This is a genomic window from Sphaerotilus uruguayifluvii, from assembly GCF_013294065.1.
Classification (GTDB): domain Bacteria; phylum Pseudomonadota; class Gammaproteobacteria; order Burkholderiales; family Burkholderiaceae_C; genus Sphaerotilus; species Sphaerotilus uruguayifluvii.
Map to the genome: position 1 here is coordinate 300,834 of NZ_JABSNM010000002.1, position 22,226 is coordinate 323,059.

Below are 22,226 nucleotides of genomic sequence, written 5' to 3' on the forward strand. Positions count from 1 at the left end.
GGGGCCGTCAGCAGACCGGCGTGCCGTCGGCGACGCTCCGGGGCGCGCTGGCGCCGGCGAGGGTCGCCGTGTTCAGGGCCGGCACCGCGCCGGGCGACCAGGCCAGCAGCGCGTCGACCGGCATGGCCTCGGCGCAGAGGAAGCCCTGTGCCTGGTCGCAGCCGATGCGTCGCAGCAGCGCGAGCTGGTCGGCGGTCTCCACGCCCTCGGCGATCACCTGCAGGCCGAGCTTGTGCGCCATCACCACGACGGCCTCGCACAGTGCCTCGGTGGTGGGCTGGCGGGCGATGTCGCGCACGAAGGACTGGTCGATCTTCAGCACGTCGACGTCGAAGCGCTGCAGATAGGCCAGCGACGAGTAGCCTGTGCCGAAGTCGTCGACCGCCACGCCGATGCCCGCGTCGCGGAACATCAGCAGCGTGTCGCGCACCGCCAGGCTGCCGTTGAGCAGCAGGCCCTCGGTGATCTCGACGATCAGCGCGCTGCCGGGCAGCCCGAGGTCCTGCAGCAGGCGCAGCCAGTCCGCGAAGCCGGTGCTGCCGCGCTGGAACTGCACCGGCGACATGTTGAAGCTGACCTGGAAGGCCTCGCCATGCTGCCGGCGCAGCCCTGCGGTGTCATGCGCGACCTGCCGGAACACCCATTCGCCGATGTCGCGGATCAGGCCGGTGTCCTCGGCCACCGGGATGAAGACCGAGGGGCTGATCAGGCCCAGCTCGGGATGGCGCCAGCGCAGCAGCGCCTCGGCCTTGATCATGGCGCCGCCGCGCAGGTCGACGACCGGCTGGTAGTGCACCGCGAGCTGCTCCTGCTCCAGCGCCCGGCGCAGGTCCCGGATCAGCTGCACGCGCCGGTCGGCCTCGTCCTGCAGCTCGCGGGTGAAGAAGCGCACGCAGCCGCGGCCGGTCCGCTTGGCCAGGTACATCGCCTGGTCGGCGCGCTTGGTCAGCTCGCTGACGGTGCTGCCGTGATGCGGGTGCAGCGCGATGCCGATGCTCGCCGAGATCAGGTACTCGGCCTCCTGGACGCGGAAGGCCCGGCTCAGGCTGTCGACGATCGTCTCGGCGGTCCGGCCGGCCGCCTGCGCGTCGACCGGGTCGGTCAGCATCACCAGGAACTCGTCGCCGCCCAGGCGCGCGACCGTGTCGTCCGGGCCGATGCACTGGGCGATGCGCCGCGCCGCCTCGCCCAGCAGCAGGTCGCCGACCTCGTGGCCCTGCGAGTCGTTGACTTCCTTGAACCGGTCCAGGTCGATCACCAGCAGCCCGGTGGTCGCGCCGGGCCGGCACTGCCGCAGGCGGGCCTCGAGCTTCTGGTTGAAGCGCTGGCGGTTGGGCAGGCCGGTCAGCGCGTCGTGATGGGCCTGGTACCAGATCAGGCCGTCGGCCTTCTTCTTCTCGGTGATGTCGGCCAGCAGGTAGACGTGGCGCGATTCGGAGCCGTCGCCCGGATCGACCCGGCTGAAGGAGGCCCAGGCGACGAAGCGGCTGCCGTCGCGGCGGCGGCAGAGCAGCTCGCCGTTCCAGCGCGCGCCGCTGCGCACCTGCGCCCAGCTTTCCTCGGGGCCGGCCAGGCGCTCGGCCAGCACGAAGTCGAGCACCTCGGCCGGGTCGCGGCCGGCCACGTCGGCCTGCGTCTGCCCGGTCAGCTCGACGAAGGCCTGGTTGACCCGGACGATGCGGTTGTCCGCCCCGGCGATCACCACCGCGTCCGAGGTGGTGGCGAACACCGTGCCGATGAGCCGGAGCTGCGCCTCGGCGAGCACGCGCGAGCTCACGTCGCGGTGCGTGCCGCGCAGGCCGAGAAAGCGGCCGTCCGGATCGTGCACCGGCTGGCAGACATGCTCGATCCAGCGCAGCGCGCCGTCGCGGCCGCGAATGCGCAGCGGCGCGGCGGCGCGCGGCGGGGTGCCGGCGCGCGCCTGGCGGATCTGCTCCTCCCAGGCCGGCAGGTCGTCCGGATGCAGCAGGCGCCGGAACAGGCCGGGATCGGCGAAGAAGTCCACCGGCGCATGCCCGGACACCTCGCGGCAGGCCGGCGACACGTACAGGAAGCTGCCGTCCGGCGCGGTCCAGTATTCCCAGTTCGGCGAATACTCGGCCAGCACCCGGTACTTCTCCTTGCTGTCGGACAGCGCCTGGTTGGCCTGCTGCAGCGCGGCCAGGCGCTGCTCGACCAGGTCCTCCAGCGATCCGCGCAGCTGGCTCAGCTCCAGGTGATGGCGGATGCGTGCGCGCACCTCGTCGATGTCGAAGGGCTTGGTGATGTAGTCGGCCGCGCCGGCGCCGAAGCCGCGCACCTTCGCCCCGGTGTCGTGGTTGACGGTGATGAAGATGACCGGCACATGGCGCAGGCCGGGCATCGCCTTCATGCGGCGGCACACCTCGTGGCCGTCCAGGCCCGGCATCACCACGTCCAGCAGCACCAGGTCCGGGGCCGGGCCGCCGGCGAGCAGGTCCAGCGCGGCCTGTCCGCCCGGCGCCACCGCGATGCGGTAGTCGGTCTGCAGCACCTCCATCAGCGCGTGCAGGTTCTCCGGCGCATCGTCGACCAGCAGCAGCAGCGGCTTGTGGCCGCGCAGCCGGGCGTCGCGTTCCCTTTCGCGCTGGCGGTGGCGCCGGCGATGGCCCTGCAGCTCCAGCTGGTTGCGCACCCGCAGCAGCAGCAGCTCGGCATTGACCGGCTTGGTGACGTAGTCGGCCGCGCCCAGGCGCAGGCCGACCGCCTCGTCGGCGCTCTCGGCCAGCGCGGTGACGAAGATGACCGGGATGTCCTGCGTGTCCGGACCGGCCTTCAGCCGGTGCAGCACCTCGTAGCCGTCCATTTCCGGCATGCGGATGTCGAGCAGGATCAGGTCCGGCCGCGGATCGCGGCCGGCGATGTCCAGCGCGCGGGCCCCGCTGGTGGCGGCGACGACGGCGAACTCGCCGCGCAGGATGCCCAGCAGCACATGCAGGTTCTCCGCGACATCGTCGACGACGAGAATGCGCGGCCGGGTCTCCGGTGCGCCGGAGCGAGGCGTGTCGTTCATGCGGGGTCCTGCAGGTCCTGGCGCAGCCGTCCGAGCAGGTCGACCGCCTCTTCGATCTCGAACTGGTCGATCCGTGCGGCGATCTCGCCGACCTGGCCGGCCCGCCCGCTGGCGCCGCCGAGCTGGCGCAGCTCCTCGAGCACCGGCAGCGCCAGTCCCAGGTCGCTCTGCAGCAGCGAGGCCAGCCGGTCGATGCAGTCGCGCAGCCGGCGCGGCGGCACCGGCGAGGGCGCCAGCGGCGCCGGCGCCGTGCTGCCGCCGGCCGTGTCGAGGCGGTCGATCTCCTCGACCACCTCGTGCATCAGCACGTCGAGCCGCTGCAGCGCGGCCACGTCCGGCCGCTCGCCCTGCCTGAGGTCGTGGTCGAGCGCGCCCAGATGCTCGAACAGCGAGGTGGCGCCGAGGTTGCCGCACACGCCCTTGAGCGTGTGGCAATGCTCCTGCGCATGCAGCAGGTCGCCGCGCTCGACGAACTGGCGCAGCTGCGCGCCGCCGCTGGCATGGCGCTGGCGGAAGCGCTGCAGCTGGCGGCGGTAGGCCTGCGCGTCGCCGCCGATGCGCCGCACGGCCTGCGCGGCGTCGAGATGGCGCAGCGCCGCCAGGTCCGCGTCCTCCAGCGTCTCGTCGGACGGGTCGCCGGGCGCGGCCGCGCGGCCGGCCTCCGGCCCGCCCAGCACCCACTTCGTCAGCACCGACTGCAGCTGCTCGGGCGAGATCGGCTTGGTCAGGTGATCGTTCATGCCGGCCTGCAGGCTGCGCACCTTGTCCTGCGACATCGCCAGCGCCGTCATCGCGATGATCGGCATGTCCAGGCAGCGGCGCAGGCCGTCGGGCCGCTGGCCGAGCGCGCGGATGCGCCGGGTCGCCTCGATGCCGTCCATGACCGGCATCTGGATGTCCATCAGCACCGCGGCATAGGCCTGCTTGCGCACCATCACGACCGCTTCGGCGCCGTTGACGGCGCAGTCGACCTCGGCGTTCATGCTGCGCAGGATCTCGGTGGCGAACTCGCGGTTGATGTCGTTGTCCTCGACCAGCAGCAGCCGGGCCTGCCGCAGGTCGCAGTAGCCGCGCCGCACCCGCTGCTGGCGGTGCGCGTCGAGCACCCGCCCGCGCCCGAGCGTCGTCAGGATGGTGTCGAGCAGCATCGACGGCGACACCGGCTTGATCAGCATCGCGTCGGCCCCGGCCAGCCGCGCCGCGCGCAGCACGTCCTCGCGGCCGTAGGCGGTCACCATGACCACCTTCGGCTTCGGGGCGATCGCCGGGTTCGACAGGATGCGCCGGGTGACCTCGTCGCCGTTCATCTGCGGCATGCGCCAGTCCATCATGACGATGTCGAACCGGCCGGCCGCGCCGTCGCGCAGCATCTCCAGCGCGGCCGGGCCGTTCGGGGCGGTCGCCACCTCGATGCGGAAGTGCCGGACCATCTCGGCGAGGATCTCGCGCGCGACCTCGTTGTCGTCGACCACCAGCACGCGCAGGCCGCGCAGCGGCTCGACCGCCGGCCCGGTCAGCTGCGCGCCGTGCACCTGCGCGTCGCGCGCCACGCCCAGCCGGACGGTGCAGCACACGGTCGTGCCGCGGCCCGGCAGCGTGTCCTCGATCCACAGCCGCCCGCCCATGAGCTCGGCCAGCTGGCGGCTGATCGCCAGCCCCAGGCCGGTGCCGCCGAAGCGGCGCGTGGTGCTCTGGTCGGCCTGCGTGAACTTCTGGAACAGGCGCTCGACGATCTCGGGCGCGATGCCGATGCCGGTGTCGCGCACCGAGAACTGCAGCGTGACCTCGCGCTCGCTGGCCGCCACGCAGCGGAAGGCCAGCTCGACCTCGCCGCGCTCGGTGAACTTGATCGCGTTGCTGCACAGGTTGAGCATCACCTGGCCGAGCCGCAGCGGGTCGCCGACGAGCAGCTGCGGGATCCCGACGTCGTAGCGGATCAGGAACTCGATGCCCTTCTGCTCGGCCTGCAGGCCGATCGTGTCCTTGAGCTGCTCGAGCACGGTGTCGAGGCCGAACTCGGTGGTCTCGAGCTCGAGCCGGCCGGCCTCGATGCGCGAGATGTCGAGGATGTCGTTGATGATCGCCAGCAGCGAGTGCGCCGCGCCCTGCGCCTTGCTCAGGTAGCCATGCTGGCTGGGCGAGAGCTCCGAGCCCAGCGCCAGATAGAGCATGCCGATGATGGCGTTCATCGGGGTGCGGATCTCGTGGCTCATCGTCGCGAGGAAGTCCGACTTCATCCGCGAGGCCTCCTCGGCCTGCAGCCGCGCCTGCTGCGCGTCGCGCTCGGCCTGCTTGAGCGCGCTGATGTCGACGATCACGCCGATCAGGCCGCCGCTCGTGCCGTCGGCGTTGCTGAAGCCGGTCATCGAGCACAGCGTGTCGTGCACCTGGCCGTCGGCGAACGTGATCGCGGCCTGGTGCACCCGGTGCGCCGCGCCGGCCAGCACCTCGGCCTCCTCGTGCCTCAGCGGCGCGAGCCGGTCGCGGATGCCCGGCTCCAGATCGTCGGCCAGCTGTCCGGAGAGCTGCTCGCGCCGCACGCCGAAGGTCTGCTCGAAGGCCTGGTTGCAGCCGATGAAGCGGCTGTGCGTGTCCTTGTAGAAGATCGGGTTCGGGATGGTGTCGAGCAGCGCGCGCATCAGCGCGAACTGCGTCGCCAGCTCGGCGGTGCGCTCGTGGACCCGCCGCTCCAGCCCGGCGTTGACGCCGCGCAGCTCCGCCTCGTTGTCCGACAGGCGCCGGTTGCTGTCGATCAGCGCCTGGTTGCGCTCCTGCAGCACGTCGAGCATGCCGTTGAAGAAGCGCGCCAGGTTGCCGACCTCGTCGTCGCCGCCCGGCGGCGCGCGCAGGCTGTAGTCCTGGGCCGTGGTGATGCGCCGGGCGGTGTCGGTCAGGGCCTCCACCGGGTCGAGGATCTGGCGCTGCAGCCGGCGCGACAGCAGCAGGGTCGCGCCCAGCACTCCGAGCATGATCAGCAGCGTGAAGCCGAGAAAGCTGCGCCACATGCCGTCGACGCGGGCGAAGCGCGCCCGCACCAGCACCGTGCCGATGGGCAGCCCGTCGTCCATCACCGGCTGCGTGATCTGCAGGTACGGGCCCTGCCACTCGGCCGGCGCGCCGGGCTGCAGCACCGCGGGCAGGCTGTCGCCGTTCTCGCCGGCGCGGTAGGTGGCGAACAGCCGGCCGCCGGCGTCGAGGATGGCCGCCTGCTGCACCGAGTCCTTGATCTTCAGCGCGCCGAGCATCTCGGCGGCGACCTTCCTGTCGCCGAACTGCAGCGCGGCGGTGCTGCGGTCGGCCACGATGCGCGTGATCGAGCCCAGGTCCTCGGCCAGCTCGCCCTGCAGGCGCAGGCGCGCGTAGGCGGCGATGCCCAGCGCCTGCAGCACCAGCGCGAACAGGCAGACGACGGCGATCAGCAGCGTCAGCCGGGTCTTGAGCTGGGTGAGGTCAGGCAGGAGCTTCATCGGCGGGCGGTTTCGGCTGCGGCGTCAGGACACGATGCGAGCCAGCTCGAGCAGCTTGGAGCTGATGCGCAGGCTGCTGCCCTGCGCCGCCGCGAGGTTGACTTCCATGCGGATGCGTTCGCCCTCGGTGGCGAAGCCGATCATGCCGCCGGCCTGCGCGAAGCCGTCGCGGTCGCTCACCGTCAGCACGCTCAGACCGCGCAGCTGCTGCAGAACCTCGGCCAGCCGGCGCTCGGAGCGGGCCACGTAGAGCACCTGGCAGCCGCGCACCTCGGCCAGCGTGACCGTCGCGACCTCCAGCGCCCGGTCGCGCACCTGCTTGCCGCCGAGATCGCCCAGCAGCGCGGTGATGTCGTCGCTGCCGAGCATGCACAGGCGCAGGCTCGGACGCGTCTCCGGCCAGTCGACGTATTTCATCGCGTGGAACACGTAGGCGGCCTTGACCCGCACCTCCTGCTCGCGCGTGTCGGCCCGCACCGCGCCGGCCAGCAGCGCCGCGCAGGCCAGCACCAGCGGCAGACCGGCGCGCGCGCGCCGCTGCGGTCGCTGCTGCCGGGCCGTCGTCGCTGCCATGTGGGGTTCCCGCGCCTGCCGGCCGCCACCGCGGATCAGAGCCGCGACTCCAGGCCGAGGAAGGCGCTGAAGCCGGGGTTGCGGAACGAGAACGGCATCGCGTAGCGGCGGTCGGTCAGGTTGTTCAGGTCCAGCGTCAGCCGCGCGCCGTCGAGGCTGCCCTCGGTGGCCAGCGGCATCTGCAGGCGCGCGCCGATCGTGGCGAAGCGGCCGTAGGTCTGGCGCGTGCCCAGCGAGCTGCTGTCGTGATAGCGGTCGATCCACTGCGCATGCATCGAGAGCTGCAGCCGCTCGCCCAGCAGGGTGCGCACGCCGGCGTTGACGATCAGGCGCGGCACGAAGGGAATCTGTGCGCCGTCCTGGTCCGGATCGTCCGGCTGGCTGACCCGCGTGCGGATCAGCGTCATGTTCGAGAACAGCTGCGTGGCGGCCGAGATCCGCTGGCGCAGGTCGAGCTCGAGGCCGCGCGCCGAGGCCTGGCCGGCGTTGACCGAGCCGACCTGCGAGGGCAGGGTGCTGACCACGTTGGTGACGATCATGTTCCTGACGCGGTTCAGGAACAGCCGCACGTCCAGTGTCAGATCGCGCGAGATCGCCCAGTCCAGTCCGACGTCGCTGCCGATGCCCGATTCCGGCTTCAGCGCCGGGTTGCCGATCTGGCCGCTGAGCGCCGCGCCCGCCGCGACCGTGCCGCCGACCTGCTTGGCCGTCGGCGTCGAGAAGCTCGAGCCGGCGTTGGCGTAGACGCCCAGGCCCTGGCCGGCGTCATGGCGCAGTCCCAGGCTCCAGAGATTGCGCTGCCAGCGCGCCTGCTCGTACTGCGGCTTCTGGCCGCCGAGCAGGTGGTGCTGGCTGGAGATGCGGTTGTGGCGCACGCCGGCGCGCAGCGTCCAGTGCTCGAGCTGCAGCTTCTCCTGCACGAAGAGCGCGGTCTCGGCCGATTCGGCCTCGTTCTGCGGCGAGCTGAAGCCGGCCGGCGAGCTCAGCCGGGTGTCGTAGGCGACCTGCTGCCGGTCCAGGCCCAGGGTCAGCAGCGATTCGCCGAGGTGGCGGTGACTGAAGCTCAGGTCGGCCAGATCGACGCGCTGGCGGGTGCGCTCGACATTGACCAGCGCCAGGCTGTCGGGATAGGCGTCGTTCTGGAAGGTGCGCACCGCGTCGCGGCGGCCGAGCTTGAACTGCAGGTCCCAGTCCGGCGCGAAGGTGTTGCGGTACGACAGGTTCAGCATGTCGTAGCGGTGCTGCAGGTCGCGGAAGGGTCGGCCCTGGTTGCCGTCGTCGTCGCTGTGCTGCCAGAAGAGCGAGACCGCGTGGTCGGCGCGCCCGAAGGCCTGGCGCAGATTCAGGAACAGGCGGCCCTTGCGGTAGCCGGCGGACCCGACGGTGTCCAGCCAGGAGCCGGGGTCGCCGGTCCGTGGGGCGTCGGAGCGCTCCTGGTCGACGCCGATCATGCCCTCCAGGCTGCCGATCCGGCCCTGGCCGAAGGCGCCGGCCCGCAGGGTGCCGTAGCTGCCCGCGCCCAGCGTGAACCGGGCCGACGGCGGGCCGCCAGGGCGCTTGAGCACCAGATTGGTCGTGCCGGCCAGCGGGGTCTGGCTGCCGAGGAAGTCCTGCGACAGGTAGCTCGAGTACAGCACCGACGCCGGTCCCTTCTGGACCTCGATGCGCTCGAACGCGTCCGGGGAGAGCACGGCGGCCAGCACCATCGAGTCGATCGGCACGCCGTCGAGCAGATAGCTGTTGTAGCGGGCGCCGAGGCCGCCGTGCGAGCCCCAGTTCGGGTATTCGCGCGACAGCACGTTGACGAACTGGCCCGAGGTGTAGCGCATCAGCTCGGACAGGTTGCCGTTCTCGAGCGCAACCGCCTGCAGCGCCTCTTGCTTCAGCACCAGGTAGTGCTGCGTGACCCGGCTCGACATCTGTTCGCGCTTGGCGTCGGTCACGATCATCTCGGCGAGCTGCTGCAGCGAGGTCGACTCGACGAAGACGCTGAAGGGCACGTCGGCGGCCTCGGTCTCCAGCGGCTCGGCGTCCGCGTTCCCGGCGGCGCCGAGGCCGCCGAGCACCAGCAGCGTGCCGGTCAGCGCCGTGCGGCGCCCGCGCCGAGGGCTGCGCGGCCCGTCACCGGTGTGCGAGGCATGGCGTGGGCGTCTCATTCATGTCCTCGTGGCGGGGCGGGCGGAAGCCGGACTGTTCTTCAATTCATTGAAATGATCGTTTCGATTCTATCAAAATTTATATTTTAAGATGAGCCGCCGGCTTCGACCGTTGGCGGGATGAGCCTGCCTCATCTCGGGGGCGGCACCCGCACCCAGCCCTCCATCAGCCGCCGCGCCGAGCGGCTCATCGACACCGCCTCGATGTGCCAGCCGCCGCAGGCGTTCCGGGCGATGCGCGCGCCGACCTCGAGCGTGCCCGAAGGGTGGCCGAAGCGCACCCGGCCGTCGGCGCGCAGCGGCGCGATCCTGCTGACGACCGTGCCGGGCACGGCGGCCGCCGCGGCGATCGCGACCGCGCCGGTGCCGGTCATCGCGTGGTGCAGCCGGCCCATCGAGAAGATGCGCACCAGCAGGTCCGCCTCGGTCGGCCCGAGCAGGCGCCCGTCGGCGACGCGGTGCGGCTGCGGCGGCGCGACGAAGGCCAGCTTGGGCGAGTGCGGGCGCGTCTCGCTGGCTTCGGCGGCGCTGGCGGCCAGGCCCATCGCCACCGCGCCGTGCGCGCGCAGCGCCTCGGCGCGGGCCAGCAGGTCCGGGCGGGCATCGACCGCGGCCGGCAGCTCGGTGCCGCTCAGGCCGAGCGCGGCCGCGTCGACGAAGATCGTCGGGTTGCCGGCGTCGATCAGCGTCGCCTCGACGGGATCGAGGCCGGGCACGTCCAGCCGGGTCAGCGTCCGGCCGTCGGGCAGCAGGCGTCCGTCCGCTCCGGCGCCGGGATCGAGAAAGTCCAGCCGGATCTCGGCGGCCGGGAAGGTCACGCCGTCGAGCTCGAAGTCGCCGGTCTCGAGCACCTCGCCGCCGAGCATCGGCACCTGCGCGACGATGCGCCGGCCGATGTTGGCCTGCCAGATGCGCACCGTGGCCAGGCCGTCGGCCGGCGCCGCCACCTGCCCGGACGAGATTGCGAACGGACCGACCGCGGCGCTCAGGTTGCCGCAGTTGCCCGACCAGTCGATCACCGGCCGGTCGACCGCGACGGCGCCGAACAGGTAGTCGACGTCGCAGTCCGGCCGGCTCGGCGGCGCGATGATCGCCACCTTGCTGGTGCTGGAGGTCGCGCCGCCCAGGCCGTCGATCTGGCGGCCGTAGCGGTCCGGGCTGCCGATCACCCGCAGCAGCAGCCGGTCGCGCTCGGCCGGGTCGGCCGGCAGGTCCTCGGCGAGAAAGAACACGCCCTTGCTGGTGCCGCCGCGCATCAGCACCGCCGGGATGCGCTGCTGGCGCCGGGCGAGCAGGAGGTCCGCGGCCATCACGCGGCCTGCTCGCGCCGGAAGCGCAGGACCTTGAGCGAGCGCTCGTCGGAGATGTCGCCGAAGGCGGCCGGGTTGGCCAGCCGCTCGACGAAGCCGATGCCCGGCGCCTCGTCGCGCACCAGGTCGAGCAGGAAGTCCGGGCCGAGCGAGGGCGCGTTCAGGCACAGCAGCGCCTGGCCGCCGGGCGCGAGCAGGTCGGGCAGGCGGCGCACCAGCCTCGCGTAGTCCTTGGTCGCGACGAAGCTGCCCTTCTGGTAGCTCGGCGGGTCCATGATGACCAGGTCGTAGGGGCCGCCGCGGGTCAGCTTGCCCCAGGAATTGAAGATGTCGTGCGGCAGGAAGCTCGCGCCGTGCAGGCCGTTGAGCTCGTGGTTGCGCTGGCCGTCGGCGAGCGCGCCGCGCGCCATGTCGACGTTGACGACCGAGGCCGCGCCCCCCTGCAGCGCCGCCACCGAGAAGGCGCAGCTGTAGGCGAACAGGTTCAGCACCCGCCCGCCGGGGCGTTCGGCCGCCCAGCGGCGCACCCAGCGCCGGCCCTCGGCCATGTCGAGGAACAGGCCGTGGTTCATGCCGCGCGGCAGGTGAACGACAAAGCGCGCGCCGTCCTCCTCGACCACATGCGGCTCGGGCACGCTGCCGGCCATCACCCGGTTCGACGCGCGCACCTCGTCGCGCAGCTGCACGACCCAGTTCAGCGGCCGGCCCGGCGCGATCGTCGACCAGCGCGCCTGCAGCGCCGCGCCGACGGCCTGGAGCTCCTCTTCCTCGGCCGGGCCGTGGCTGGTCAGCAGCCAGACCGGCGCGAACCAGTCCAGCGACCAGCGCTCGCAGCCCGGATGCCGCCCGCCGCGGCCGTGGAAGACCCGGCAGGCCTGCGGCGGCAGGTCGGTGGAGGCGATGGCATCGAGCAGGGCGAGCATGGGCGGGACGGGCAGAGGGCCGGGAGGATTCGGGGGCGCCAGTGTAGGCGCAGCCGACCCCGGACCTCCCGGTGCGCTCCGGCCCCGGGCGTTCAGGTTTGAACGTTCAAACGCCCAGCGCCTCGTCGCGGCCGGGCCAGGCCCGCCAGGCGGCCTCCATGTGCCTTCTGGCGGCGTCGCGGCGCAGCCGGAACTGCCGGCTGTAGGCGGCCGGGTCCGGGTAGAGCAGATGTCCGCCGTGCGTGTCGCGGTTGTCGTCGACGGCGATCCGGTCATGCGGGGGCAGGCTCATGCGCCGCGCCCGGTCGGCGCGCAGCTCGTCCGGATAGGTCGCATACCACGCGTCCCAGCAGCCGCTGATCAGCCGACCGTTCCACTCCCGCGTGACGCTGGCGGGCACCGCGTCGCCCAGGCACGCATAGTCGGCATTGAAGGGCAGGGCGGCCGCGGGATCGTGAAGATCCAGATGTCCCGGACCGTCGCCTCCCGGCCGGACCGCGGCGAAGTGCGCGTAGGTGCTGTGCGCGTAGAAGTCGGCGATCGAGTGCAGCGCGCGGGCGAAGTCGGGCAGCGTGCCGCTGGCCAGGCGTGCGTCCACCCGCTGCCAGCCCTCGTCGATGTAGGCGAAGTCGAAATGGTCGCGCGGGTCGTAGTGCAGCGTGTCGACATCCAGCGCCAGGCTCTCGGCGTGGACCTGGAGGCGCAGCAGCAGCGGCATGCCCGACAGGGCCGCGTCGATCAGGCTCCCGTGCACGCCCGCGGCGAAGGACGGATCGAACCCTTGCCAGAAGTCCTGGTCCGGCTTCGTGCCCCCGCGCCCGTCGTCCGCGCGGCGGGTGTCCAGGTAGTCCTTCAGCGGCAGCATCGCGCGCAGATGCGGACCGCGCACCCGCCAGAGATGGCGGTTGTTGAAGACGAAGTGCGGCACGTATTCGAGATCCTCGTGCTGCAGGTCCTGGCGGGCGGCAGCGCGCTCGGGCGAGGGCTGCGCCCGGCCGATGCGCGCCATCGGCTCGATGAGCGTCCAGGCGCCGGTCTCGCTCAGGTACATCACCCAGGCGTGGTCGATGTGGTCGGCCGCCGCTTCGTCCGTGCCACGGCCGTGGCGCACGATGCTGCCGAGCGCGACGCGCACGCAGTCCGCGCTGATGCCGGACTCGAGCATCAGCGCCGCCAGCACGAAGGCCAGGTCCTCGCAGTCGCCGCCGCCCAGCGCGAGCGTCTCGTCGGGGTACTGCCATTGGTCGAAGGGGTGGCTGCGTGCCGGCTGGTGGCGCAGCTCGCCCATCAGCATCGCGAGCATGTGGGCGCGGAAGTCGAAGTCGCCCGGGCCGCGCCGGCGCATGCGCTGCGCGGCTTCCTCGGGCAGCTGGCGCACATGCCTGTCCAGCCAGCGCCGCAGCACCGCGTTGCTCTCGATCGACAGGAAGCTGCGGATGTCGATCGGATACCGGGTCTTGCGGCTGCCGGCCGCGTACCGGGCGGCCGGGATGCACGGGTCATGCACGATCTGGTCGCCGGCCCAGTGCCAGCGCTGCATCGGCCGGATGGCGCCTTGCTGCATGCACATGATCACGCCCCCTCCTTCGAGGCGGACACCCGGGCCGCGCTCCGCGACCGGCGGACGTCGGCTGCATCGTGACAGCGGGCCGGCCGGCTGTCGTCATCACGATGGAGGAGGGCGAGCCGGGCTCAGGCCGGGTCCGGGGTGCCGCTCGGCGCCGGCGGCTCCAGCGTCTGCAGCAGGCGCTCCAGCCCCTGCGCGAAGGCCTCGCGATGCTGCGGCGCCAGCTGCAGCGAGAGCTGGATGCGCCCGTCGCGGCGGCGGTAGTAGCCGCGCGCCTCGGCGCTGTCGTAGACCTGGTGGGCCGGCCAGGCGGCAGCCTTCTTCTCGGCCGGGGCGGACTCCGCAGGGGCGGCTTCGCGCGTCTGGGCGCGCAGCTCGCGCGCGCGGCCCAGCAGCCAGCGCACCGGCAGGTCGTCCGGGTTGGTGGCGAACTCGGTGGCCAGCTCCAGCGCCGCAGCCTCGCCGCAGGCCTCGTGCAGCCGGTGCAGCTCGTAGGCGACCCGCGAGCCGAACTTCTGCGGATGCTCGCGCACGAGGTCGAGCACGCCGGCCGGCAGCTTCGCGTAGGCCCGCAGGAAGGTCATCATCGACTTGTGGAAGCCGCCGCGGCGTGCCAGCTCCTCGGCGGTCTCGCCGTCGGCCAGCAGCTTTTCGTGGAACATCGCGCGGTCGTAGTCGGACTGCTGCTCGCGGCCCTCGTTCTGCTCGTAGCCGAACCAGGCGGCCTCGCGCAGCGTCAGGCCCTCGTGGATCTCGGCCAGCAGCGTGTCGAGCACGCCGTGCACCCGGCAGGCCTGCACCCGGGTCCAGCCGTCGCAGATGAGGTAGCGCCCCGGCGTGTCCGGGTTCGGGATCACATGGATCGGATCGTGCTGGCCCTGCGCGCGCAGGTCGTCGGCGCGCTCGCGGATCATGCGCTCGGTGTAGATCTCGCGCGGCGCCAGCGGGTGGGCATCGATCAGCTCGACGGCCAGGTGCACCAGCCGGCGCCCGGCCGGCGCCACCGAGCGGGGCGCGTTCGAGAAGGCCGGCATCGGCATCGGCGGGCGGCCGTCGTTCGGGAGGATGAGTCTCTGCTTGGTCATGATGCGGTGCGGCGGCGGGCTGCGGCCAGGGCCAGGATGCGGCCGTGCAGGTGCTCGGCGAACAGGCGGTATTCCTTCGAGGGATGGCAGGTCGGCTTCTGCAGCGTCAGCGGCAGGTAGCTGTCGAGCGACTTCGGAAACTCCTCGGAGGCCGAGATCGCGCAGGGCGCGATCAGGTCGCGGTACTGGTTGAGCTGGGTCTGCATGCGGCCGATGCGCGCGAGCTGCGGCGCGTAGTGGGTCGGCAGGATGATCAGCTCCGGGCGCACATGGTAGGCGGCGTCCAGGCCGTCGATCTCGCTCATCAGCTTGGTCAGGCCCTTGACGCTGAAGGCGTCGAGCCGGATCGGCGCGATCACCAGATCGGCCGCGGCGATCGCGGCGGTGCTGGTGAAGCTGACGCTGGGCGGGCAGTCGAAGACGATCACGTCGTAGACCGACAGGTCCAGCCCCGGCGTGGCGCCGGCCAGCGAGGCGGCGATCAGCTGGCGCAGGTAGAGCTCGCGCTGGCCCTTGGCATTGGCCAGCGCCGGCTCGATGTCGCCCAGGAAGGTGTCGGCCGGGATCAGGTGCGGCCCGTGCTCGCCGAAGGGCTTCTTGATCACGCCCGCGGGCACGGCGCGCACCGGCTGGTTGCGCTGGCGCCCCTCCAGGAAGGGCATCAGCACCGAGGCGAAGGTGTCCTGCACGATCGCCGCCGGCGCCACGCCGTAGGTCTCGGCCTCGTCGAGCGTCAGGTCGGGCTCGTAGCCCATCAGCTGGGTGGCGTTGGCCTGCACGTCCAGGTCGACCAGCAGCACCCGCAGGCCCAGCAGCTGCAGGTGCAGCGCGGTCTCGACGCTGGTGGTGGTCTTGCCGGTGCCGCCCTTGATGACGTCGACGGTGACGACGATCGGGCCGCTGCCGGAGGCCGGTGCCTTCACGTAGTTCTGCGCACGGCGCCACTGCGCCAGCCGGAACAGGGTGTCGGGCTCGAACACCCGCACCGCCGGCGCGCCCGGCGTCAGGTCGGAGGCGCGGCGCACCGCGATGCCGGCATGGTCGGCATAGCCGCGCAGCGTGTTGTCGGTGACGCCGAGCAGCGTGCCGGCGGCACGCAGCCGGTAGAGCAGGCTGTCGGCCTGGGCGAAGGTGGATCGCAGAGTCATGGCCCGTCGGATCTCGGGAAGGAACGATGGGTCGGAATGTACGCGATGATGTTTTTCTATTCAATCTCCATTGGTAGGCTGAATGTCGAATTCAATGATATTGCCTTCCAATCGATGATGATTTCCGGCATCAAGGATACTAACGGCAACGCGGTTGATCGGCCCGCGATCCGTCCGGCGCAGACCGGACGGCCTGCGCCGGCGCACGATTTCAGAGTCAGAGCACGACCTCGTAGCCCTCGAACTGGGGCGGGCCCAGGTAGAGGTCGCGCTGCGCGCCGGCGCCGCCATGTGCGGCGCGGAAGGCTTCCGAGCGGGTCCAGGCCTCGAAGGCGGCCGTGCTTTCCCAGCGCGAGTGCGACACGAAGACCGTGGCGGCCTCGTCGCTGCGGCCCTGCAGCAGATGGAAGTCGACGAAGCCGGGCACCTGCGCGAGCCGGCTGTCGCGCTGGCGCCAGATCTCGACGAATTCCGCCTCGCGGCCGAGGGCGATGCGGAAGCGGTTCATGGCGATGAACATGGGCATGGATCTCCTGATGCGGGAACAAGCGTCGATCGATCGACCGACGATAGCCGGCTTCGTCCGGGCGCGCCGCTGCCCGGCGGCACAGGAGAGCGCTTCTCTCGGGAAAGCGACCCCCGCAGCCCGATCCGGCCGTCGCGCGCAAGGGCCTGATGGGGCAGGCTTTTCCTGGGGCCCTCACGCCGCAAGGCCCGGATTTCCGTAAAAATCGTCGACCATGATAATGAAACTTATCATGGTCGATGGAGCATGGAAGATCTGTCGCTCCTGATCCAGCTCCTGTCGTTTCCAGCCATGCGGAGCGCATCCGCACATGCCTATACTGGCCCGCACCGGATCCTCCGATCGGCGCGGCCCGGTCGGTACGGCCGCTTCGCACCTTGCGTGCGACCGAACTCATTCCCGACAGGAGCTGTTCCATGATCAAGTCCCGTGCCGCCGTCGCCTTTGCTGCCGGCCAGCCGCTGCAGATCGTCGAGATCGATGTCGCCCCGCCGAAGAAGGGCGAGGTGCTGATCCGCATCACGCACACCGGCGTCTGCCACACCGACGCCTTCACGCTCAGCGGCGACGATCCCGAGGGCCTCTTCCCGGTGGTGCTGGGCCATGAAGGCGCCGGCATCGTCGTCGAGGTCGGCGAAGGCGTCACCAGCGTCCAGCCCGGCGACCACGTCATCCCGCTCTACACCGCCGAGTGCGGCGAGTGCCTGTTCTGCAAGAGCGGCAAGACCAATCTGTGCGTGTCGGTGCGCGCCACGCAGGGCAAGGGCGTGATGCCCGACGGCACCACCCGCTTCAGCTACAACGGCCAGCCCATCCACCACTACATGGGCTGCTCGACCTTCAGCGAGTACACCGTGGTCGCCGAGGTCTCGCTGGCCAAGGTCAACCCCGAGGCCAACCCCGAGCAGGTCTGCCTGCTGGGCTGCGGCGTGACCACCGGCCTGGGCGCGGTCAAGAACACCGCCAAGGTTCAGCCGGGCGACACGGTGGCGGTCTTCGGCCTGGGCGGCATCGGCCTGGCGGTGGTGCACGGCGCGCAGCTGGCCGGGGCCGGGCGCATCATCGCGGTCGACACCAACCCGGACAAGTTCGACCTGGCGCGCACCTTCGGCGCCACCGACTGCGTCAACCCCAAGGACTTCGACAAGCCGGTGCAGCAGGTGATCGTCGAGATGACCGGCTGGGGCGTGGACCACAGCTTCGAGTGCATCGGCAATGTCAACGTGATGCGCGCGGCGCTGGAATGCGCGCACCGCGGCTGGGGCCAGTCGGTGGTGATCGGCGTGGCCGGCGCGGGCCAGGAGATCTCCACCCGGCCCTTCCAGCTGGTGACCGGCCGGCGCTGGCTGGGCACGGCCTTCGGCGGCGTCAAGGGCCGCTCGGAGCTGCCGGGCATGGTCGAGGACGCGATGGCCGGCAGGATCCGCCTGGAGCCCTTCGTCACCCACACCATGGGTCTGCCCGAGATCAACGAGGCCTTCGAGCTGATGCACTCGGGCCAGTCGATCCGCAGCGTCGTGCACTACTGAGGAGGCCGGCCATGGAACGCGTCGAGCAGCACGCCAGCTTCGGCGGGCGACAGGAAGTCTGGACTCGTCACTCGGAGGTGCTGGGCGGCGCGACGCGCTTCGGCGTCTACCTGCCGCCGGCGGCGCTGGCCGGCGAGCGCTGCCCGGTGCTGTACTGGCTCTCGGGCCTGACCTGCACCGAGCAGAACTTCATCACCAAGGCGGGCGTACAGCAGCACGCGGCCGCGCACGGCCTGATCGTGGTCGCGCCCGACACCAGCCCGCGCGGGCCCGAGGTGCCCGACGACCCGGCCTACGACCTGGGCCAGGGCGCCGGCTTCTACCTGGACGCCACGCAGGCGCCATGGTCGACGCACTTTCGCATGGAGACCCATGTGGTGCACGAGCTGCCGGCCTGGATCGAGGCGCATTTCCCGGCCAGCGACCGGCGCGCGATCAGCGGCCACTCGATGGGCGGCCACGGCGCGCTGAGCCTGGCGCTGCGCCATCCGGGCCGCTATGCCAGCGTCTCGGCCTTCGCGCCGATCGTCGCGCCCAGCCAGGTGCCGTGGGGGCGGAAGGCCTTCGCCGCCTACCTGGGCGACGACCCCGCCGCCTGGGCCGCGCACGACACGGTGGCGCTGATCGCGCAGGCCGCCGAGCGGCTGCCGCTGCTGGTCGACCAGGGCGAGGCCGACGACTTCCTGGGCAGCCAGCTGCGCCCGGAGCTGCTGCAGGCCGCCTGCGCTGACGCCGGCCATCCGCTGACGCTGCGCCTCCATCCGGGTCACGACCACAGCTACTACTTCATCGCCAGCTTCATCGGCGAGCATGTGGCGTGGCACGCGCGGGCGCTGGCGGGCTGAAGGCCGCCTCCCCGCTCAGACCGGCTGAGCGCCCGCCGCGCCGCCGCGCAGCTGCCGCGACACCTGCGGGATGGTCAGCATCGTGCTGGCCACCGCCATCAGCAGCAGCGCGGTGAAGGTGTCGGGCGTGATGATGCGCTTGTCCAGCAGCACGTTGGCGAAGATGATCATGATCAGCGCCTTGGTCTGCAGCAGCCAGCCGATCAGCCGCGCCTCGCCCGGCGCCCAGCCCAGCAGGCGCCCGGCGAGCGCCACGCCGGCGAGCTTGCCGCCGACGCTGGCCAGCAGCATCCATGCCGCGGCGGCGAACACCGCCGAGCCGCCCACGCCCCACTGCGTCTTCAGCCCGGTGCTGAGGAAGAACACCGGCATCAGCAGGAACAGCACCTGGTGGCGCATGCGGTCGAGCTGCTCCTGGTCGAACCAGCGCGCCTCGATCGACGCGCCGGCCAGGAAGGCGCCGACCATGAAGTGCAGCCCGCACCAGTCGGCCCCCAGCGCGCAGGCGATCAGCCAGACCAGGGCCAGCGGCCAGCGGTCGCGCTCCGTCAGGCGAGGCATGAGCCGGCGCAGTCCGGCCGCCAGCAGCATGTAGACCAGCAGGAAGACCAGCTGGCGGCCGACCCGGTGCCAGTCCATCAGGATCAGGGCCAGCACGCCCCAGATCGCCAGGTCGTCCAGGCTGGCGTAGCGCAGGATGCGCTGGCCCAGCGGCTGGCGCAGCAGCGAAAGCTTTTCCAGGAACAGGATCAGGATCGGCAGCGCCGTCACCGCGCAGGACATGCCCACGCCGGCGACGAACTGCCAGGTGCGGCCCTGCGGGCCGATCCAGCCGGAGGACAGGCCCATCATCGCCCAGGCCGCGCCGCAGCCCGCCAGCAGCGGCACGCCCATCGCCAGCCCGGCGGTGATGCTGCTCTCGCGCCGGTGCTGCCAGGCCTGGCCGAGGTCGAGCTCGATGCCGGCGATGAAGACGAACAGCGTCACCGCCCACAGCGCCACGCCGCCGAGCATCGTGATGACCTCCGGCGTGAAGATCGCGGCATGGACGGCCGGCTGCAGCGCGCCCAGCACGCCGGGGCCGAGCAGGATGCCGGCGACGATCTGCACCACCACCAGCGGCGCCCAGTGATCGGTGCGGCCCAGGCGCCACACCAGCCAGGGCACGGAGAACACCAGCAGCATCGCCACCAGGAAGCGTTCGGGCAGGGACATGGATTCGGTCGAGGGTGGAGAGGCGCCGATGGTAGACCGTGGATCCTGTCACGTGCCCGACAGCCGGGCGACCCGGGTGCGCGGTTCAGCCGTCGATCAGCGCCGGATCCCAGGCGTGCACCGTCTGGCGCTGCTCGCCCAGCCGCTCGATGCCCAGCGTGACGACGTCGCCCGGCCGCAGGAACTCCGGCGGCTTGCGGCCCATGCCCACGCCCGGCGGCGTGCCGGTGGTGATGATGTCGCCCGGCTCCAGCGTCATGAAGCGGCTCAGGTAGCTGACCAGATGCGCCACCGGGAAGATCATCGTGCGGGTGCTGCCGGTCTGCTTGCGCACGCCGTTCACGTCCAGCCACATCGACAGATCCTGCGGGTCGCCGACCTCGTCGGCGGTGACCAGCCACGGCCCGATCGGGCCGAAGGTGTCGCAGCCCTTGCCCTTGTCCCAGGTGCCGCCGCGCTCGAGCTGGTACTCGCGCTCGGACAGGTCGTTGACCACGCAGTAGCCGGCCACATGCGCCAGCGCCTCGGCCTCGGACACGCAGCGCGCGCGGCGGCCGATCACCACGCCCAGCTCGACTTCCCAGTCGGTCTTGACCGAGCCCTGCGGCAGCACCACCGGGTGGTTGCAGCCCACCGCGCAGCTGCTGGCCTTGGTGAAGACGACCGGCTCGGCCGGCAGGGCCATGCCGGCCTCGGCGGCATGGTCGGCGTAGTTCAGGCCGATGGCGATGAACTTGCCCGGGCCGCGCCAGGGCACCGCCAGGCGCTGCAGCTCGACCACCGGCAGCGTGCCGGCATCCAGGCGGGCCAGCGCCGCCAGCGCCTCGGGCGCGAGCTGGTCGGGGCCGAGGTCGGCGATGACGCCGCCGAGGTCGCGGACCGTGCCGTCGGCCTGCATCAGCGCGGGCCGTTCCCGGCCCTTCGGGCCGTGGCGGAGCAGTTTCATGGGGGTCTCCTCTGCTGGGGGGCGATGCGGGTGCCCTGGCCGGGCGCAGGTGTCCAGCGTTCAGTGCTCAGAACAGTGTCGACAGGAACACCAGACTGCGCCCCTGCGCCAGCACCGCGCTGGCCGGGTCGTGCGCGGCGCGGGCCCAGCAGTTGAAGCCGTGCTGCGCCTGCGGGTAGTCGTGGAACTCGGCCTGCGCGACGGCGGGTGCGCGGGTCATGGCCCCACGCACCGCGGCCACCGCCTCGGGCGGGATGCTCGGGTCGTGGCCGGCGTGGTGGAACTGCACCGGCACGGTGATGCGCTCGGCCAGCGCGGCCAGATCGGGCTGCGCGGCGATGCCGCCGCCGTAGTAGCAGACCGCCGCGTCCACTCCGCACAGCGCCGCCGCCGCGAAGGCCAGCCGCCCGCCCATGCAGTAGCCGAGGGCGCCGACCCGGCCGGTGCACTCGGGCATGGCGCGCAGCGCCGCCAGCGCGACACCCATGTCGGCCTCCGCCTGGTCGCGGCTCAGGTCGCGCATCAGCGTCAGTGCGCGCTCGCGGTCCTCGCCGACATAGCCCAGCTCGACCCGCGTCGCCTGGCGCCGGAACAGGTCGGGCGCGATCACCACGAAGCCGGCCAGCGCGTACTGCTCGGCCACGCCGCGGATGTGCGCGTTGACGCCGAAGATCTCCTGCAGCAGCAGCAGACCGGGGCCGCGGCCGGCCGGCGGCAGCGCGACGAAGGCGTCGAGCGAGCCGTCCTCGAGGGGCAGGCTCGTCCAGCGGGAGGTGCAGGAATTCATCGGGAAGGTGTCCTTTCGGAGGGGCATGGATCGGGAGGCCCGGCTGCGGCTGCCAGCGCCACGGGACGGCTAGGCTAGCCGAGATGGCGCCGCCAGCGCCGCCAGTTCCTGCGCGTCCAGCACATGGGCCGGGTTGTTCGTGAGCTGCTCGACCGCCAGATCGACGAAGGCGCGCACCCGCCGCGGCAGCGCGGTGCGGCTGCCGTAGTAGACATGCAGGCCGATCGGCGCGCAGACCTGGTCGAGCAGCACCGGCACCATGCGGCCGCTGCGGATCAGCGGCGCGGCGGCGAAGCTGGCGACCTGCGCGATCACCTGGCCGGCCAGCACCGCCTGGATTTCCAGCTCGCTGTCGTTGGTGGCCAGCGCCGGCACCATCTCGCGTGTCTCCGGCTCGCCGCCGGAGCTGAGGAACCACGGGATGGTGCGGCCGGTCGAGGGGTGGCGGAAGACGCTGCAGCGGTGCTGCTGCAGATCCTCGACCGTGCGCGGAACGCCGTGGCGGGCCAGGTAGTCGGGCGAGGCCACCATCACCAGCTGCACCGGGAAGAGCAGCCGTGCGATGACGCCCTCTTCGGCCGAGCGGCCCATGCGAAAGCCCACGTCGACCCGGTCGCGCACCCAGTCGCCCAGGCCGTCGTCGAGCTGCACGTCGGGCTGGATGTCCGGGTGGGCGCGGCAGAAGGCGTCGAGCAGCGGCATCAGCAGCGTCGCGAACGACGAGCGCGGCCCGACGATGCGCAGGGGGCCGGCGATCTCGTCCTTGGCCTCGCGGGTGCTCTGCAGCGCGCGCTCCAGCGTGGCCAGCGCCGGGCGGGTGCGCTCGAGGAAATGCTGGCCCTCCTCGGTCAGCGCCAGGCGGCGCGTGGTGCGGTGCAGCAGCCGCACGCCCAGATGGGCTTCAAGCTGCGCGAGGGCCTGGCTGGCGGCCTGCGGCGTCACGCCCAGCGACTGCGCCGCGCGGCGGATGCTGCCGAGCTCGACGGCCCGGGTGAAGGTGGAGATGGCGCGAAGCTCGTTGATCGGCATGGACGGCGGCGGCAGGGTTGCAGTGGCGGGTGACAGGGTCGAGTATCAAGTTTCTCTTGTGGATCCGGCAAGCCGCCCTGTTCTAGTGC

16 protein-coding genes are annotated in these 22,226 nt (G+C 71.9%); 2 read left to right on the plus strand and 14 right to left on the minus strand.

From position 1 onward, the window contains the following. Positions 1-7: 7 nt before the first annotated feature. The 10 genes from HNQ01_RS03715 to hmuQ form a co-directional block, all read right to left on the minus strand. Positions 8-3,031 carry an EAL domain-containing protein gene (locus HNQ01_RS03715; RefSeq protein WP_173803971.1) on the minus strand — a complete coding sequence of 1,008 codons (3,024 nt, stop codon included), beginning with the start codon at positions 3,029-3,031 and terminating at the stop codon, positions 8-10. Next, positions 3,028-6,498 carry a response regulator gene (locus HNQ01_RS03720; protein WP_173803972.1) on the minus strand — a complete coding sequence of 1,157 codons (3,471 nt, stop codon included), beginning with the start codon at positions 6,496-6,498 and terminating at the stop codon, positions 3,028-3,030. Before HNQ01_RS03720 ends, HNQ01_RS03715 begins: the two co-directional genes overlap by 4 nt. 24 nt (positions 6,499-6,522) lie before the next feature. Continuing rightward, positions 6,523-7,071: a YfiR family protein gene (locus tag HNQ01_RS03725; protein ID WP_173803973.1), complete on the minus strand. Its 549-nt coding sequence runs from the start codon at positions 7,069-7,071 to the stop codon at positions 6,523-6,525. A 35-nt stretch (positions 7,072-7,106) separates the two neighbouring features. Further along, complete coding sequence (locus tag HNQ01_RS03730) at positions 7,107-9,227, minus strand: TonB-dependent receptor (protein ID WP_173803974.1); 2,121 nt, start codon at positions 9,225-9,227, stop codon at positions 7,107-7,109. Between the two features lie 131 nt (positions 9,228-9,358). Then, positions 9,359-10,537 (minus strand): 2-methylaconitate cis-trans isomerase PrpF, encoded by a 1,179-nt coding sequence (gene prpF / locus HNQ01_RS03735; RefSeq protein ID WP_173803975.1) that lies wholly within the window; start codon positions 10,535-10,537, stop codon positions 9,359-9,361. After that, positions 10,537-11,460 (minus strand): class I SAM-dependent methyltransferase, encoded by a 924-nt coding sequence (locus HNQ01_RS03740; RefSeq protein ID WP_173803976.1) that lies wholly within the window; start codon positions 11,458-11,460, stop codon positions 10,537-10,539. Before HNQ01_RS03740 ends, prpF begins: the two co-directional genes overlap by 1 nt. Before the next feature lie 106 nt (positions 11,461-11,566). After that, positions 11,567-13,030 carry a transglutaminase domain-containing protein gene (locus HNQ01_RS03745; RefSeq protein ID WP_173803977.1) on the minus strand — a complete coding sequence of 488 codons (1,464 nt, stop codon included), beginning with the start codon at positions 13,028-13,030 and terminating at the stop codon, positions 11,567-11,569. Between the two features lie 122 nt (positions 13,031-13,152). Further along, positions 13,153-14,112 carry a ParB/RepB/Spo0J family partition protein gene (locus tag HNQ01_RS03750; RefSeq protein ID WP_173803978.1) on the minus strand — a complete coding sequence of 320 codons (960 nt, stop codon included), beginning with the start codon at positions 14,110-14,112 and terminating at the stop codon, positions 13,153-13,155. Further along, positions 14,109-15,260: a ParA family protein gene (locus HNQ01_RS03755; protein WP_217427387.1), complete on the minus strand. Its 1,152-nt coding sequence runs from the start codon at positions 15,258-15,260 to the stop codon at positions 14,109-14,111. The genes HNQ01_RS03750 and HNQ01_RS03755 overlap by 4 nt, the downstream gene beginning before the upstream one ends. A gap of 217 nt (positions 15,261-15,477) precedes the next feature. Then, positions 15,478-15,780: a heme-degrading protein HmuQ gene (hmuQ, locus tag HNQ01_RS03760; protein WP_173803979.1), complete on the minus strand. Its 303-nt coding sequence runs from the start codon at positions 15,778-15,780 to the stop codon at positions 15,478-15,480. Between the two features lie 425 nt (positions 15,781-16,205). Here hmuQ and HNQ01_RS03765 point away from each other — a divergent pair, with 425 nt between their 5' ends. Both HNQ01_RS03765 and fghA read left to right on the plus strand, forming a co-directional pair. Then, on the plus strand, positions 16,206-17,315 hold the full coding sequence (locus tag HNQ01_RS03765; protein ID WP_173804091.1) for an S-(hydroxymethyl)glutathione dehydrogenase/class III alcohol dehydrogenase: 1,110 nt from the start codon (positions 16,206-16,208) through the stop codon (positions 17,313-17,315). A gap of 11 nt (positions 17,316-17,326) precedes the next feature. Beyond that, a complete protein-coding gene (gene fghA, locus HNQ01_RS03770) occupies positions 17,327-18,160 on the plus strand; it encodes an S-formylglutathione hydrolase (protein ID WP_173803980.1) in 834 nt (277 codons plus the stop codon). A 15-nt stretch (positions 18,161-18,175) separates the two neighbouring features. Here the strand turns inward: fghA and HNQ01_RS03775 are convergent, their stop codons facing one another. The 4 genes from HNQ01_RS03775 to HNQ01_RS03790 form a co-directional block, all read right to left on the minus strand. Beyond that, entirely contained in the window at positions 18,176-19,375 is a 1,200-nt protein-coding gene (locus tag HNQ01_RS03775) for a cation:proton antiporter (protein ID WP_173803982.1), read from the minus strand. Between the two features lie 85 nt (positions 19,376-19,460). Next, positions 19,461-20,321 (minus strand): fumarylacetoacetate hydrolase family protein, encoded by an 861-nt coding sequence (locus HNQ01_RS03780; RefSeq protein WP_173803984.1) that lies wholly within the window; start codon positions 20,319-20,321, stop codon positions 19,461-19,463. A 67-nt stretch (positions 20,322-20,388) separates the two neighbouring features. Further along, entirely contained in the window at positions 20,389-21,108 is a 720-nt protein-coding gene (locus tag HNQ01_RS03785) for a dienelactone hydrolase family protein (RefSeq protein ID WP_173803986.1), read from the minus strand. A 69-nt stretch (positions 21,109-21,177) separates the two neighbouring features. Then, complete coding sequence (locus HNQ01_RS03790; protein WP_173803988.1) at positions 21,178-22,137, minus strand: LysR family transcriptional regulator; 960 nt, start codon at positions 22,135-22,137, stop codon at positions 21,178-21,180. Between the last annotated feature and the right edge of the window lie 89 nt (positions 22,138-22,226).

What these genes read in the sequence shown, in the direction of transcription:
- HNQ01_RS03715 (WP_173803971.1), bottom strand. Translation starts at nt 3,031, where the DNA reads ATGAACGACACGCCTCGCTCCGGCGCACCGGAGACCCGGCCGCGCATT.
- prpF (WP_173803975.1), bottom strand. Translation starts at nt 10,537, where the DNA reads ATGGCCGCGGACCTCCTGCTCGCCCGGCGCCAGCAGCGCATCCCGGCG.
- hmuQ (WP_173803979.1), bottom strand. Translation starts at nt 15,780, where the DNA reads ATGTTCATCGCCATGAACCGCTTCCGCATCGCCCTCGGCCGCGAGGCG.
- HNQ01_RS03750 (WP_173803978.1), bottom strand. Translation starts at nt 14,112, where the DNA reads ATGACCAAGCAGAGACTCATCCTCCCGAACGACGGCCGCCCGCCGATG.
- HNQ01_RS03780 (WP_173803984.1), bottom strand. Translation starts at nt 20,321, where the DNA reads ATGAAACTGCTCCGCCACGGCCCGAAGGGCCGGGAACGGCCCGCGCTG.
- HNQ01_RS03740 (WP_173803976.1), bottom strand. Translation starts at nt 11,460, where the DNA reads ATGCTCGCCCTGCTCGATGCCATCGCCTCCACCGACCTGCCGCCGCAG.
- HNQ01_RS03755 (WP_217427387.1), bottom strand. Translation starts at nt 15,260, where the DNA reads ATGACTCTGCGATCCACCTTCGCCCAGGCCGACAGCCTGCTCTACCGG.
- HNQ01_RS03775 (WP_173803982.1), bottom strand. Translation starts at nt 19,375, where the DNA reads ATGTCCCTGCCCGAACGCTTCCTGGTGGCGATGCTGCTGGTGTTCTCC.
- HNQ01_RS03730 (WP_173803974.1), bottom strand. Translation starts at nt 9,227, where the DNA reads ATGAGACGCCCACGCCATGCCTCGCACACCGGTGACGGGCCGCGCAGC.
- HNQ01_RS03785 (WP_173803986.1), bottom strand. Translation starts at nt 21,108, where the DNA reads ATGAATTCCTGCACCTCCCGCTGGACGAGCCTGCCCCTCGAGGACGGC.
- HNQ01_RS03745 (WP_173803977.1), bottom strand. Translation starts at nt 13,030, where the DNA reads ATGTGCATGCAGCAAGGCGCCATCCGGCCGATGCAGCGCTGGCACTGG.
- HNQ01_RS03725 (WP_173803973.1), bottom strand. Translation starts at nt 7,071, where the DNA reads ATGGCAGCGACGACGGCCCGGCAGCAGCGACCGCAGCGGCGCGCGCGC.
- HNQ01_RS03790 (WP_173803988.1), bottom strand. Translation starts at nt 22,137, where the DNA reads ATGCCGATCAACGAGCTTCGCGCCATCTCCACCTTCACCCGGGCCGTC.
- HNQ01_RS03720 (WP_173803972.1), bottom strand. Translation starts at nt 6,498, where the DNA reads ATGAAGCTCCTGCCTGACCTCACCCAGCTCAAGACCCGGCTGACGCTG.
- fghA (WP_173803980.1), top strand. Translation starts at nt 17,327, where the DNA reads ATGGAACGCGTCGAGCAGCACGCCAGCTTCGGCGGGCGACAGGAAGTC.